Below are 12,854 nucleotides of genomic sequence, written 5' to 3'. Positions count from 1 at the left end.
TCTGAGCACTGTCAGTTAACGGCTTCAATCTGTTTTTGAGTACGGTAGTAGAGTAGCACCACTACAAAAGCGATTATCGTCAAAAAGATCAAATAGGCCCCATAGGTCGGAAGCATCTCGGCCATCGTCTGCCCACGCATAGCAAAATCGCGATAAAACCGATATTGCCAAACTAACGGGAAGGCGTAGCTCAGGTAATAGGCCCAAAGAGGCATGAACCCCACCGCCATGGTTGCCCCACCCATAATAAATCCAGGTGGCACCAGGAAAGTCATGAGACTGGCACCTTCTCCCGGATTTTGAGTCTTCCAGGACAGAATCAAAGCTAACCAACCAAAAGCCAATCCAGTCATGAATATGGTGGGCAGATAGGCAAAATAGTTGCCCTCAAATCGCAGTTGGCCAAAAATAACCAACAAGGCGCTCACAATGGTAATGCCGGTGGTGTAAAAGAAGGCATAGGGAACCATGCGGCACATCAGTGCCAGTGGGCCTCGGTTGAAGACAGCATTGCTCCAGGCACCCGTGACTTTCAACCTGCCGATGACCATCAGTGTGGCCAGGCCATAAAAGAGTGAGGAGAAAAAGTAGACAAAAGCAATGCTGGTCGAGTTGGTTGCGGTACTGGTCGGGTTAAACAGATTGCGACTTTTCAGCAGCATCGGACTCAACGCCGCTTCTAGTTGGGTGTCGCCAAGCCCTAGTGCGGAGATACGGGCGGCACCAATTTCAGCTCCTAGTTCGGGGATATATTCATGTAGGTTTTGCAGCACTTCGGCATTTTGTGCTGAGTTGCTGTAGTCCGCAAAGTAACCAAGACGCACCGCGCTATCGCCTGTTTTTAAACTTTTCTCAAGCCCTTTCGGGATATAAAGCACACCAATATTACGGTCGTGCGAGGTCAATATTTCAGGATTTATGGGGGAGTGTAAAACCTGAGTGACTTCAATATAGGGCGATGTATTTATCTTCTGGATTAACTCGGTCGAATAATGAGAGGCATCAAGATCAATCACTGCAATCTTGCCCTCAAAGACGGTCGAATGTGAAAAAACCAGCGAAAACAGGAGTGCTATGACGGCTGCAACCACAATGGCGACCTTGTGATAGGGCATGACATGCCCTGACATCATGGCTCCAATCTCATCGGTCATGGACTTAACGATGTTCTGCATCATCCACCTCTAGCGTCATCCCGGTGAGCAATTGCGGTTTTTCTTCTGTGTAGATTCGGACTTGGTAGGAGGTCAAATCGGCCTGCCCGCGTTCTCGGGTCATGCGTAAATCAGAAAAAGAGGGGGCTGCCGTTGCAAAACGTACCACCCCTTTCACATGGGTATCAAGCGCTGGCACTTGCGCGGTTACTGCAGTACCAGGTTGGTAAGCGCTAACCATATTTTCATTGACGTAAATATCAACATATCTGCGGTCAGTCTCCAGTAGAACCGCTGGCGCGCCAGTTGGTATCATCTCACCTGGCTCATAAAGGATTTTTAAGACTTTACCTGCTTCGGGAGCCGTCAGTGTCAGGCGGCCGTGATTGACCTCCAGTTGCCTCAGTTCTGCTTGAGACTGGGCTAACTGAGCACGGAGCTGATCCAGCACATTTTCACGGTTTTTGATCGACTCGCGCGAGTTGGCAATGGCTTGAAGTGTCATGCCCTGAGCGCTCGCCTTCTCAGAGAGGCGTTTTATCTGTTCTGGTGTCGTACCAATCATGGCCGAAGCAAGTTGGCGCTCAGCTTGCACAACAGCCGCCTGAGTCTGCGTTAACATGCTTTTTGCACTATCTAGCATGGACTGCGAGACACTGCCGGTGTGACTCAACTTGGCCATACGGTTAAAGTCAGTACGGGCCAGTTCCTCACTGGCACGCGCGGCACTCAGTGTGGCTTGAATTTCCTCAATTTTACGCCAGGAAGAGACTTCCGTTAATTTGGTTTCATCACTCGCGATCCGCGTCGCGGACTCTTCCAGACGAATCGACGCCTCCTGAGCACGGATAACCGCCTTGAGGCGCTCTATAGAAATGTTGGTATCCACCTCATCCAGCATCATCAAGGTGTCACCCTTTTGAACCATCTGAGACTCTTGCACCTGGCGCGTGACAAGTTTGCCGCCCACATTTTCAAACGCAATATTGATCTTATCGGCGGTCAGTACGCCAGACTTCAGACTTTGGGCCACGGATACCGCGTCATTTCTTGATCCAAAATAGATGAGGCTCGATCCAACCAACAGCAGCACCAAGAAAGTTACTGCTATTTTCTTTATTGGTTTTAAGGTGTTTTTTTGTTCTTGATTCAATTTATTTAGCCGGCTAAGTATGTGGTTGGAAAAGGGTTAACGTGATAAACCCCATGTTTTGGTTATTTTTAACTACTTTTAGCTGTTTTTTCGCAGCAGTTTTCGCAGCATTGAAATCAGGGATTCGCGTTCTTGATCATTGAGCACTTCGGCAAAAGAGCGAATGGCGTTGATGTGCCCCGGCAGCGCCTCTTTAATAACGCGGTGTCCCGCAGGGCTTAATGCAATTAAGCGAGAGCGTCCATCGGCATGGGTTCGGCTCATGGTAATCAAGGGTTCGGGGACGGAAAGCATACGTTTGACCATGACGGAGACAGTCGCAGGCGCGACACCAATGCGTAATGCCAGCTCGCTGGCAGCGGTTTCGCCTTCGCCATAAAGTGACATTAAGAGAATGAATTTACCTTCTGAAATTCCATATTTATCAGAAAGTTGTGCGTATATGCTTGAACGAATTAAATCAGCGGTGGTGATCAGGTTTAAGACTAAATCCACCCCGGAAACATCGGTGTCGAGATTTTCTTGATTCTGCACCCGAGCCAGCGTCTCGCGGGTGGGCAACGCCCTTGCTTTATATTCCATATAGATCACTTTTAATTTATTTAGCCGGCTAAATTATAGCGATGCAAATGAAAATTACAATAAGCAAAAAGCGCTCCACTGGGGGCGATATTTACATTTTTAAGTTATCTTTTGCCCTGTTAACGCTGATAGCGCAGCGCATCAACAAACAGTGAAAACGCGGTGGTGTGCTGCCTGCGGCTGGGGTAGTAAAGATAGTAGCCGGGAAATGGCTCACACCACTCTTGCAGAACTCTAACTAAATTACCGCTGGCAATCTCTGCCCTTACTGCATCTTCTGGCACCATTGTCAGACCAAAACCAATCATTGCTGCATCAATCCGCTGTCGTAAGCTATTGAAAGTTAACTGTCCCTCAACCCGCACTTTTAACTCGCGCCCTTCTTTTTCAAACTCCCAAGCATACAGGCCGCCCATTGTTGGCAGGCGCATATTGATACAGCGATGATTTTGCAGGTCGGCTGGTGTGGTAGGAACGCCATATTTAGCCAGATATGGGGGCGAACCAACTACAGCCATACTCATATCAGGCCCAATCCGCACCGCAACCATGTCCTTGGCAACCTGCTCTCCCAGGCGGATACCTGCATCAAAGCGGCCTGTCACAATGTCAGTTAAGCTATTGTCGACTGTAATTTCTACCTTGATGTCAGCGTATTCTGTGAGAAAGGTTTTCAGCACCGGCCAGAGCACAGAATCGACAGCATGTTCGCCAGCGGTGACTCGAATATTTCCCGCCGGGCGCGCTCGCATTTCACTCAGCGCATCCAGTTCGCTCTCAATTTCTGCAAAACGTGGCCCAAGGCTATTTGCCAGCCTTTCACCGGCTTCAGTCGGCGCCACACTGCGAGTGGTGCGGGTCAGTAAGCGAAGCTCCAGTCGCTCCTCCAGCCCTCGAATTGAGTGGCTTAAGGCTGATTGGGAAATGCCCAGTTTTGCTGCGGCTTTGGTAAAGCTACGTTCTCTGGCAACCATTAGAAATGAAATTAAATCGTTAAAATTCTCTTTTAACATCTTGCTTCCCGCTGGTTAGCACTCAAGTTTTCAAGTTTAGCTCAATTTATGAATTTAATTCATATACTCATGCACATTTCCCCCTCTAATACTCCGTATAAGCATTTGCTACCTTTCCTGCAACAGGCATTCATTTGGTGAGTATCTTGTGGTGGTAAGCAATAACAAACAGGGGTAAAGACAATGCAAAAGCGCACACTCGGCCGCAGTAATCTTGAAGTGTCAGCAATGGGTTTAGGCTGCATGGGAATGAGCTTCGGTTATGGCCCGGCAACCGATAAACAGGAAATGATTTCATTACTGCGCAAAGCCGTGGATCTTGGCGTGACATTCTTTGATACCGCAGAAGTCTATGGGCCATATACCAATGAAGAGTTGTTGGGTGAGGCGCTGGCCCCTTTGCGCGATAAAGTGGTGATTGCCACCAAATTTGGTTTTCAGGCCGATCCGAATGGTGGGCCAAAATGGGTGGGTTTAAACAGCCGACCTCAACATATCAAGAAGGTTGCGGAGGCCTCTCTCAAGCGCTTAAAAACAGATGTTATCGATCTGTTTTATCAACATCGTGTCGATCCCAATGTACCCATTGAAGATGTGGCTGGCGCAGTACAAGATTTAATTAAAGAAGGGAAAGTTAAGCACTTTGGTTTGTCTGAGGCGGGGGTGGCAACCATTCGTCGTGCCCATGCAGTTCAGCCGGTCACCGCGCTACAGAGTGAATATTCTTTGTGGTGGCGGAAACCGGAGCAGGAAATTATCCCTACACTAGAGGAGTTGGGGATTGGTTTGGTGCCTTATAGTCCGCTGGGTAAAGGTTATCTGACGGGGAAAATGACGGAATCAACCGAGTTTGCCAGTGATGATTTTCGTCGCACTTTGCCGCGTTTCACTCCAGAGGCATTAAAGGCCAATCAGGTGTTGATTACGTTGATTCAGGATGTGGCACAGCAAAAAGGCGCGACACCGGCACAAATCGCGTTGGCTTGGTTATTGGCGAAAAAACCGTGGATTGTGCCGATCCCTGGGACACGTAAGTTAAATCGGCTGGAGGAGAATATTGGCGCGGCGAACCTGGAGTTGACTGCCGCGGATCTTCAGCAAATTGACAGCGCAGCTGCGAAAGTCACATTAGTCGGCGAGCGCTATCCTGAGGCGCTGGAAAAACTCACCGGACTTTGATCTGTCACCTGAACATTATCAGGAATAACGGTGAAATTGCTCGCAGCGTCTACAGTTATGTAGTCCATGTTAAGTCCGACAGCTTTTGCTGGCGTGGAGGGAAAAGTGAAAATTACACCAAGCGGTTCTCAAGTATCCCAATCCGGTTCTGCCAATTATTTCACCGGCCAGGTGCGTATTGATGCGCCTTTTCAGGCGACTCTACCTGCCCGTGTGGGCGGCGCTTTGGTCACATTCGAGCCGGGCGCGCGTACTGCCTGGCACACTCATCCACTGGGCCAAACGTTGATTATCACTCAAGGCCGTGGCTGGATTCAGGAGTGGGGCAGTGAGATTAACGAGATGAATCAGGGCGATATTGTTTGGATACCTGAAGGAGTGAAACATTGGCATGGAGCAACGCCAGATACCGCGATGACTCACATGGCTATTGCTGAATCCCTTAATGGTAGCCCCGTTGAGTGGATGGAAAAAGTCAGCAACGAGCAATATCAGAAATAACCTCGGAGGAAATATGACTCAAGGTATTGAAAATAAAGTTGTGGTTATCGCTGGGGCCAGCAGTGGCCTGGGCGAGGCGTTGGCTCGTCGCCTGACAAAAGATGGCGCAAAAGTGGTGCTGGGTGCGCGCCGCATTGACCGGCTGGAAAAATTGGCCGACGAGCTATCATTGAATAAAGGTGCCGTGGTCAAAACGGATGTGACGCATCCGGATCAGGTTCAGGCGCTGGTGGACACGGCGGTCAGGCTTTATGGTCGCATAGATGTGATGGTGAATAATGCCGGGCTAATGCCGCATTCACTGTTGGAGCGGCGTAAGATTGATGATTGGAATGCAATGATTGATGTGAATCTGAAAGGGGTTCTTTACGGCATTGCGGCAGCACTTCCTTATATGAAAGAGCAGAAAAGTGGGCATATCATCAATACCTCCTCAGTTGCGGGCCATAAAGTGAGGCCGGGCAGTGCTGTGTATGCGGCGACCAAAACCGCTGTTCGTGTGATTTCTGAAGGGCTACGTCAGGAAGTGAAACCGTACAATATTCGGACGACCATTATTTCTCCTGGCGCAGTGAGTAGCGAGTTGGTGGACAGCATCACTGAAGCTGATGTCGCGGCAGGTATTAAGCAATTTTATGACGAAGTTGCTATTTCCGCTGATGCATTCGCCAGTATTGTGGCCTTTGCTATCGGCCAGCCGGAGGATGTGGATATTAACGAAGTGTTATTCCGTCCGACGAAACAAGAACTTTGATAAATACTTCGCATCTCTTTTCAACGCTCATCATCCCGGAGATACACCATGACAATGAAAGTACTCGGTTATGCTGCTACATCAGCAAAAGTTCCGCTGGCTCCCTTTGAGTTTACCCGTCGCGCTCCTCGCCCAGATGATGTGGTGATGGAGGTGCTCTATTGTGGTGTTTGTCATTCTGACCTACATCAGGCGCGTAATGACTGGGGATTCAGCACCTATCCTATTGTGCCCGGTCATGAAGTGGTGGGGCGCGTTACGGCGGTGGGCAAGGATGTCACGAAGTTTAAAGTGGGTGATTTCGCCGGTATTGGTTGTATGGTCGATTCCTGTCGCCACTGCAACCCGTGTCAGCAAGGATTAGAACAATATTGCGAAGAAGGAAATGTGCAAACCTACAATGGTATTGACCGCCATGACCATCAGCCAACCTACGGCGGTTACTCGCAAGCTATTGTCGCATCGCAAGATTTTGTATTGAAAATGCCTGCTGGTCTGGATTTGAAAGCTGCCGCCCCCCTATTGTGTGCAGGTATCACTACTTGGTCACCACTGCGCCATTGGAAAGTCGGAAAGGGTAGCAAAGTCGCTGTCGTGGGGCTGGGTGGATTGGGCCATATGGCACTAAAATTGGCTAATGCGCTCGGCGCTGAAGTAACACTCTTTACCCGCTCTCCTAATAAAGAGGCGGATGCCCGCCGCTTAGGTGCGCATCACATTGTTTTATCTACCGATGATGCACAAATGGCCGCGGCCAAAGGGCAATTTGATTTGATAATTGATACTGTGCCTTATGTGCATGATATCAATGCATACATGCCGACGTTGAATGTGGACGGCACGTTAGTGTTTGTCGGTTTCCTCGGGGATATCAGCCCGATGGTGAGTACCTTACCGATGATTTTGGGGCGGCGCTCGGTGGCGGGTTCCTGCATTGGCGGTATTGCGGAAACACAGGAAATGTTGGATTTTTGTGCTAAACACGGCATTGCTTCAGATATAGAAATGATTAATATTCAAAATATTAACCACGCTTACGAACGTATGCTGAAAAGTGATGTGAAATACCGCTTTGTGATTGATATGGCGTCATTGAAGCCATAAGAAATTCATATGCTATATAGATAGCGCACCAATGCCACAATCAATGTGGCATTGACACAATTTTCAGGACAGCCCCGACTGGGCGAATACCCGGTCATTCAGGTAAATCAATCAGCAATGCCCGCAGGGGAGTCTCTGCTGTAATCACTAAATGCTGTTCTTCTTGTACAAAAGCCCCGTCACCGCAGGTCAAGCGCTGAGCTTCGCTCACTTGCGGGCCTTTCACTTCGACTGTCCCGTGAATAGATTGCAGATATGCCCTCGGGCCGTGCAAATCAATTGTATATTGCTCACCGGCGGCTAAATCTAAATGATGAATCCACACTTGCTGGCGCAGCTTCAGGCTACCTTGCTCCCCATCAGGAGAGGCCAATAATCGCAATGGCTGAGAGCATAAAGACATGCGCTGCGCGAGATGACTGTCTTGTTCTGGACAAGCATTTAGCCATAACTGAATGCGGGTTAACGGCTTGTCTGCACTCAAGTTATGCTCGCTGTAACTAACACCCGGTTGGGTAGAAAATAGCAAGACATCGCCGGTTTTGCCGCGCACATGGTTGCCCAGACTATCGCGATATTCGGCTTCGCCTTGTAAAATCAGGTTGAGAATGTCAACCCGCGGATAGGTTCGCGGCTGGAATGATGCCCCCGGTGCTAACACTTCCTGATTCAACACCCGCAGTGAGGCATAGCCGAGTAATTTCGGGTCAAAATAGTGGCCGAATGAAAAAGTATAGCGGGCTTGAAGCCAACCAAAGTCAGCTTGCCCGCACTGTTTTGCTGTTCTGCATGTGATCATGATTGCTCCTGTGCCCGTCATCTTTCAAATTGCAGGTGTGTTGGCTGCGCTCAATTACCCGAATCACTTACCTGTGTAAGTTCATCGGGATACTTTCGTTTGCCGCCTTCCTGCACCTTGAAATCTATAGGGCATATACCTATCGCCATCTTTCAAATTGCAGGTGTGTTGGCTGCTCTCAAACACCAATGACTTTGGCATAGTTTGTAGACATTAATCGATAAACAAATGGTAAGCGTCTGGACGGCAGATTGTTAGCCAGTTAATCTGGTCACTATATTCAAATTTCCTGATTGAGAAAATGATGGCCAAAGATCGGGCGCTAACGTTAGAAGCATTAAGAGTGATGGATGCCATTGATCGCCGTGGTAGTTTTGCGGCGGCAGCCGATGAATTGGGGCGAGTACCCTCTGCGCTGAGCTACACCATGCAGAAGCTTGAAGAAGAGCTTGATGTGGTGCTGTTCGACCGTTCAGGGCATCGCACCAAGTTTACCAATGTCGGGCGCATGCTGCTGGATCGCGGGCGAGTATTGCTGGAAGCGGCAGATAAGCTGACTACTGACGCTGAGGCATTGGCACGCGGCTGGGAAACCCATATCACCATCGTCAGCGAGGCCTTGTCTCCGGCGTGGAAACTGTTCCCGCTTATCGACAAACTGGCACTCAAAGCCAACACTCAGGTTTCTATTTTTACCGAGGTATTAGCCGGAGCATGGGAGCGACTGGAGCAGGGGCGGGCTGATATTGTTATCGCGCCAGATATGCATTTTCGCGCATCTTCGGAGATTAACAGCCGCAAACTGTACAAAGTGACCAGCGTTTATGTGGCCAGCCCGGATCATCCTATTCACTTGGAGCCAGAGCCGCTCTCTGAGCTAACCCGGGTGAAATATCGAGCCGTTGCCGTGGCAGATACCGCCCGCGAGCGGCCGGTTATCACTGTACAGTTGTTGGATAAACAGCAACGGCTGACGGTCAGCACCATTGAAGATAAACGGCGGGCATTACTCGCTGGTTTAGGTGTAGCGACCATGCCTTACGACATGGTGGAAAAAGATATCGAAGCAGGCCGCCTCAGGGTTGTCGGGCCGGAATACAGCCGTGAGGCGGATATCATTATGGCATGGCGTCGCGACAGTATGGGCGAGGCCAAGTCGTGGTGTCTGCGTGAGATCCCTAGGCTGTTTGCTAATAAATAAACGGCTACTGCGTGTCGCCTCGATTGGGAGGTGAGTGGCTATCTGTTAACTAAGCGAAACGGGTATCTCGTCCATGTGGCTCCAGCAGGTTTTGCTGTGGGCCGATGGAGATAATTCCGTAAGGATTAATGGTGCCGTGGCTGCGGTAATAGTGATGGCGGATATGGTCAAAATCTACCGTCTCGGCAATACCCGGCATCTGATAAATATCGCGTAAAAAGCCGTATAAGTTGAGATAATCGCTAATACGGCGCTTATCGCACTTGAAATGTGTGACATACACCGGGTCAAAACGTACCAATGTGGTCCATAAGCGTAAATCCGCTTCGGTCAGTTGATCACCGGTCAAATAGCGGTGTTTCCCCAGAATGTGTTCCAGCTTATCCAATGCATCAAACAAGGTGCTGACGGCTTCGTCATAGGCTTCTTGGGTGGTGGCAAAGCCCGCTTTATACACGCCATTATTGACCTGATCGTAAATCCACTCATTGATATCGTCAATCTTGCCGCGTAATACGGGAGGGTAATAATCGCCAGCTTTAGCACCAACCCCATCAAAAGCATTATTGAACATACGAATGATATCGGCTGACTCATTGCTAACAACAGTTTGTTGCTGCTTATCCCATAACACCGGGACGGTCACGCGCCCGCTATAATGGGGGTCGGCACGGAGATAGAGTTGATAAAGATAATCGAGATGGTAAAGCCCATCACCGGTGGTGGCGGGGAAGTCATGACCGAATGTCCAGCCATTCTCCAGCATCAGCGGATGTACCACAGAAACTGAAATTAGCGATTCCAAACCTTTCAAGCTGCGCATTAGTAAGGTGCGGTGCGCCCATGGACAGGCCAGAGAAACATACAAATGGTAACGATGTGCTTCGGCTTTAAAGCCCGCCTTACCTTGTGGCCCAGCTTGACCATCAGTCGTCACCCAATTGCGGAATTGCGAGTTACTGCGTTTGAAATGGCCCCCGCTAGGTTTGGTGTCATACCAAACGTCTTGCCATACACCGTCAACAAGTTGCCCCATCTTTATACTTCTCCATAAAAACGCGCCCTATCAAATGATAGGGCGTCGTTAATTAAAATAGCATATTCATTTTGGCTACTGTGCTTACCACTTCTTACCCAGCAGGCGGTCAATACTGAAACCACCAGGGCCAGCAACGGCTAAGACAATGTAACCGCCAGCGATGGTCAGGTTTTTCATAAACATCAGTTGGTTAACGCCTTCCGCAAAGTTAGTGTGGAAGATTAATGCAGTCAAAATAGTGAAACCGGCGGTGAACAGCGCAGTGGTACGGGTCAGGAAACCAAACAGAATGGCCAGGCCGCCGCCAAATTCCAACAAAATAGTCAGTGGCAGGAAGAATCCAGGGACGCCCATTGCTTGCATATATTGCTGAGTACCGGCATAGGCATCACCCATTTTGCCGTAACCGGCAACAATAAACAGAATTGGCATTAGAATGCGTGCTACCAACAGGCCAGTATCTTGTAATTTGTTCATCAACGACTTCTCCAAAAAGTGTTTTGTATTAATGCCTGACATTTGCTGGCGTTAATTTTTCATCAAAAAGTTTATATGTGATTGTTTGCCAATATGTTTCTGCAAACGCCCTGACTTGATGAGAGAATGTTAATCGAGAAGTTGATAAGTTGTTAGCAAGTAAAACTGTCGTTTTTCATCAAAAAAACTGAAGTGACAGAATATAAAAGCCCGCCTATGGGAAGGTGGGCTTTTATATTCTGAGTTGATCAAACATAAGATAATTGTGACGTGGCAGTGCAGTGAAATTGGGGGTTAACGTAATAAAAAAGTATTGCGAAACAGTTGGATAGTACCCCATGCACTGACAGCTCTACGCGACCAGCGGATTAATTTGCTGGGGTGGCGGATACCGTAGAGTGCGACCAGGCTTGAACCCACCATCAGATATTTTCGCATACTGACGATTTTTACCCAGCCTCGGTCATAAGGTGCTGTGACTTCAATCCAATGCGCTGCGCTGTTAGCGAGATCCAGACGTTGCTGCTGGATCTCCCGTAACAATGCGGCCTTTTCCTGTGCCAATTGACGGCGGCTCAACGCTCTTTCTCCAATAATTCGCGGTCTGTTTCCAGTTGCTTGCGGGTTGAACCCAGCAGCGTGGAGTGACGCGCTTTGGTGAGTGTCCAGATAACTCCGATGATTGCCAACGCTAATAGCACGGCGGTTGTCGACCCCAGTGCGACTAAACGATAGGCAGGATCAATCGCCCATATGACTAACACAAGCAAGCTCATCAAACCGAAAGCAGTCAACAGCAGGGTAATCCCCGCCATTATCAGCAACTGAATCAGTGTTGCCTTTTCTTCTTCCAGCTCAATGGCCGCCAGCCGGACACGGGTTTCAACCATACCCACCACAATGGTGGCGATACGGTGGACAGTATCGAGGACCCCTTTACCGGGGCCCTGAGTTTGAGGAAGTTCAGCCATAATCAGCGGCGAGACAACAACACGCCTAACACCACGCCGACAGCAGCACCGATACCCACACCAGCCCAAGGGTTGTCATGGACATAGTTATCAGCTTTATCAGCAATCTCTTTGGTTTGGGCAGCAATTTTATCGCCAGTTTCACTCAGACGTTCACGTGTATCCTTCAACGCGTTCTCCGCTTTGGCCCGCAGCTTATCTAACTCAGCTTTCGGCTTATCGGTCGAAGATTGCAGCACTTCTTCCAAAGTATCCGCAAGTGACTTAAGTTCAGCGCGCAAATGTTCAGAGGTTTTATCTTGTGGCATGTAATAGCTCCTTAACATAACTGAGGTGAATATCTAATTTAGTGAATTTATCGGAAAGTTGATAGGTTAATAATCCTAATAGTTCACTGTGTTTGTATTTAAACCCGGAGTCGCTATTTCTGTGCCTGAGCTTGCTTTAACTCAGCTTGCGCCTCCGTTAACTTCTTCTGTTTATTGGCGATTTTTCCAGCATCACCCTTTTGCTGAGCTTCTTTGAGTTCTTGCTTGCGTTCTGCGACTTTGTGTTGCTTTTCTTTGATTTTTTTCTGCCGCTCAGCTTTCAGGCTCTCAACAGTACAATTATTTTTAACTTCTTTCAGCGCCGTTTCCAGACTGGCGGCGCGGCGAGTATTGCCATGCTGTTTGGCATAATCAATCTGCTGTTGGATCTCCTTAGCTTTGGTGTCGCATTCATTCGTTTGGGCGACACTGTAAAATGCAACCATCGGTAAGACCAACAGGAGAAAGGCCCGTAGTGAAAAAACGGGACGTAACAGCACAGTATGTAACAACATGGTATTGCTTCCTTTTACAGCAAGAATCGGTGATAAAATAGGTTGCCATGAATGACTAAGCATAGCTCTGAATTATGTGATACCCAAGTTTACTACTGAATTTT

The 12,854-nt window shown here is 48.8% G+C and carries 16 protein-coding genes; 5 read left to right on the top strand and 11 right to left on the bottom strand.

Annotation, left to right across the window (positions count from 1 at the left end):
* Nucleotides 1-11: 11 nt before the first annotated feature.
* The 4 genes from DXZ79_RS17755 to DXZ79_RS17740 all read right to left on the bottom strand — a co-directional run bounded on the left by DXZ79_RS17755 (nt 12) and on the right by DXZ79_RS17740 (nt 3,902).
* A complete protein-coding gene (locus tag DXZ79_RS17755; protein WP_038638819.1) occupies nt 12-1,175 on the bottom strand; it encodes an ABC transporter permease in 1,164 nt (387 codons plus the stop codon).
* The gene (locus DXZ79_RS17750) at nt 1,159-2,187 is read right to left on the bottom strand and encodes an HlyD family secretion protein (protein WP_050292036.1); all 1,029 of its coding nucleotides are present in this window, start codon (nt 2,185-2,187) and stop codon (nt 1,159-1,161) included. The genes DXZ79_RS17755 and DXZ79_RS17750 overlap by 17 nt, the downstream gene beginning before the upstream one ends.
* A 198-nt stretch (nt 2,188-2,385) precedes the next feature.
* Nucleotides 2,386-2,889 carry a MarR family winged helix-turn-helix transcriptional regulator gene (locus tag DXZ79_RS17745; RefSeq protein ID WP_038638824.1) on the bottom strand — a complete coding sequence of 168 codons (504 nt, stop codon included), beginning with the start codon at nt 2,887-2,889 and terminating at the stop codon, nt 2,386-2,388.
* A gap of 119 nt (nt 2,890-3,008) precedes the next feature.
* A complete protein-coding gene (locus tag DXZ79_RS17740) occupies nt 3,009-3,902 on the bottom strand; it encodes a LysR family transcriptional regulator (protein WP_120011516.1) in 894 nt (297 codons plus the stop codon).
* Between the two features lie 183 nt (nt 3,903-4,085).
* Here DXZ79_RS17740 and DXZ79_RS17735 point away from each other — a divergent pair, with 183 nt between their 5' ends.
* The 4 genes from DXZ79_RS17735 to DXZ79_RS17720 all read left to right on the top strand — a co-directional run bounded on the left by DXZ79_RS17735 (nt 4,086) and on the right by DXZ79_RS17720 (nt 7,440).
* Complete coding sequence (locus DXZ79_RS17735; RefSeq protein WP_038638829.1) at nt 4,086-5,081, top strand: aldo/keto reductase; 996 nt, start codon at nt 4,086-4,088, stop codon at nt 5,079-5,081.
* Between the two features lie 66 nt (nt 5,082-5,147).
* Entirely contained in the window at nt 5,148-5,582 is a 435-nt protein-coding gene (locus DXZ79_RS17730; protein WP_038638832.1) for a (R)-mandelonitrile lyase, read from the top strand.
* A gap of 13 nt (nt 5,583-5,595) precedes the next feature.
* Entirely contained in the window at nt 5,596-6,336 is a 741-nt protein-coding gene (locus DXZ79_RS17725; protein WP_038638834.1) for an SDR family oxidoreductase, read from the top strand.
* A gap of 48 nt (nt 6,337-6,384) precedes the next feature.
* The gene (locus DXZ79_RS17720; protein WP_120011515.1) at nt 6,385-7,440 is read left to right on the top strand and encodes an NAD(P)-dependent alcohol dehydrogenase; all 1,056 of its coding nucleotides are present in this window, start codon (nt 6,385-6,387) and stop codon (nt 7,438-7,440) included.
* Between the two features lie 94 nt (nt 7,441-7,534).
* Here the strand turns inward: DXZ79_RS17720 and DXZ79_RS17715 are convergent, their stop codons facing one another.
* Complete coding sequence (locus DXZ79_RS17715; protein ID WP_038638840.1) at nt 7,535-8,239, bottom strand: pirin family protein; 705 nt, start codon at nt 8,237-8,239, stop codon at nt 7,535-7,537.
* 304 nt (nt 8,240-8,543) lie between these two features.
* Here DXZ79_RS17715 and DXZ79_RS17710 point away from each other — a divergent pair, with 304 nt between their 5' ends.
* Nucleotides 8,544-9,440: a LysR family transcriptional regulator gene (locus DXZ79_RS17710; RefSeq protein ID WP_038638842.1), complete on the top strand. Its 897-nt coding sequence runs from the start codon at nt 8,544-8,546 to the stop codon at nt 9,438-9,440.
* A gap of 49 nt (nt 9,441-9,489) precedes the next feature.
* Here DXZ79_RS17710 and DXZ79_RS17705 read toward each other — a convergent pair whose 3' ends face one another.
* The 6 genes from DXZ79_RS17705 to DXZ79_RS17680 all read right to left on the bottom strand — a co-directional run bounded on the left by DXZ79_RS17705 (nt 9,490) and on the right by DXZ79_RS17680 (nt 12,750).
* Nucleotides 9,490-10,476: a glutathione S-transferase family protein gene (locus DXZ79_RS17705; RefSeq protein WP_038638845.1), complete on the bottom strand. Its 987-nt coding sequence runs from the start codon at nt 10,474-10,476 to the stop codon at nt 9,490-9,492.
* 84 nt (nt 10,477-10,560) lie between these two features.
* Nucleotides 10,561-10,956, bottom strand: coding sequence for a DoxX family protein (locus DXZ79_RS17700; RefSeq protein WP_004391987.1), 396 nt, complete (start codon nt 10,954-10,956; stop codon nt 10,561-10,563).
* A gap of 294 nt (nt 10,957-11,250) precedes the next feature.
* On the bottom strand, nt 11,251-11,535 hold the full coding sequence (locus DXZ79_RS17695; RefSeq protein WP_032820580.1) for a YqjK-like family protein: 285 nt from the start codon (nt 11,533-11,535) through the stop codon (nt 11,251-11,253).
* A complete protein-coding gene (locus DXZ79_RS17690) occupies nt 11,532-11,927 on the bottom strand; it encodes a phage holin family protein (RefSeq protein WP_004391985.1) in 396 nt (131 codons plus the stop codon). The genes DXZ79_RS17695 and DXZ79_RS17690 overlap by 4 nt, the downstream gene beginning before the upstream one ends.
* 2 nt (nt 11,928-11,929) lie before the next feature.
* On the bottom strand, nt 11,930-12,235 hold the full coding sequence (locus tag DXZ79_RS17685; protein WP_038638849.1) for an ElaB/YgaM/YqjD family protein: 306 nt from the start codon (nt 12,233-12,235) through the stop codon (nt 11,930-11,932).
* A 113-nt stretch (nt 12,236-12,348) separates the two neighbouring features.
* Nucleotides 12,349-12,750 (bottom strand): DUF1090 domain-containing protein, encoded by a 402-nt coding sequence (locus tag DXZ79_RS17680; RefSeq protein ID WP_162928758.1) that lies wholly within the window; start codon nt 12,748-12,750, stop codon nt 12,349-12,351.
* Between the last annotated feature and the right edge of the window lie 104 nt (nt 12,751-12,854).

It is taken from the genome of Yersinia rochesterensis (assembly GCF_003600645.1).
Classification (GTDB): Bacteria; Pseudomonadota; Gammaproteobacteria; order Enterobacterales; family Enterobacteriaceae; genus Yersinia; species Yersinia rochesterensis.
Note: the sequence above shows the minus strand (reverse complement) of the source record. Positions and strands in the feature narration are given on the sequence as shown.

Excerpts from the sequence above, each read along its gene's own strand:
- DXZ79_RS17755 (WP_038638819.1), bottom strand. The coding sequence starts at position 1,175 with ATGCAGAACATCGTTAAGTCCATGACCGATGAGATTGGAGCCATGATG.
- DXZ79_RS17745 (WP_038638824.1), bottom strand. The coding sequence starts at position 2,889 with ATGGAATATAAAGCAAGGGCGTTGCCCACCCGCGAGACGCTGGCTCGG.
- DXZ79_RS17740 (WP_120011516.1), bottom strand. The coding sequence starts at position 3,902 with ATGTTAAAAGAGAATTTTAACGATTTAATTTCATTTCTAATGGTTGCC.
- DXZ79_RS17735 (WP_038638829.1), top strand. The coding sequence starts at position 4,086 with ATGCAAAAGCGCACACTCGGCCGCAGTAATCTTGAAGTGTCAGCAATG.
- DXZ79_RS17730 (WP_038638832.1), top strand. The coding sequence starts at position 5,148 with ATGTTAAGTCCGACAGCTTTTGCTGGCGTGGAGGGAAAAGTGAAAATT.
- DXZ79_RS17725 (WP_038638834.1), top strand. The coding sequence starts at position 5,596 with ATGACTCAAGGTATTGAAAATAAAGTTGTGGTTATCGCTGGGGCCAGC.
- DXZ79_RS17720 (WP_120011515.1), top strand. The coding sequence starts at position 6,385 with ATGACAATGAAAGTACTCGGTTATGCTGCTACATCAGCAAAAGTTCCG.
- DXZ79_RS17715 (WP_038638840.1), bottom strand. The coding sequence starts at position 8,239 with ATGATCACATGCAGAACAGCAAAACAGTGCGGGCAAGCTGACTTTGGT.
- DXZ79_RS17710 (WP_038638842.1), top strand. The coding sequence starts at position 8,544 with ATGGCCAAAGATCGGGCGCTAACGTTAGAAGCATTAAGAGTGATGGAT.
- DXZ79_RS17705 (WP_038638845.1), bottom strand. The coding sequence starts at position 10,476 with ATGGGGCAACTTGTTGACGGTGTATGGCAAGACGTTTGGTATGACACC.
- DXZ79_RS17700 (WP_004391987.1), bottom strand. The coding sequence starts at position 10,956 with ATGAACAAATTACAAGATACTGGCCTGTTGGTAGCACGCATTCTAATG.
- DXZ79_RS17690 (WP_004391985.1), bottom strand. The coding sequence starts at position 11,927 with ATGGCTGAACTTCCTCAAACTCAGGGCCCCGGTAAAGGGGTCCTCGAT.
- DXZ79_RS17685 (WP_038638849.1), bottom strand. The coding sequence starts at position 12,235 with ATGCCACAAGATAAAACCTCTGAACATTTGCGCGCTGAACTTAAGTCA.
- DXZ79_RS17680 (WP_162928758.1), bottom strand. The coding sequence starts at position 12,750 with ATGTTGTTACATACTGTGCTGTTACGTCCCGTTTTTTCACTACGGGCC.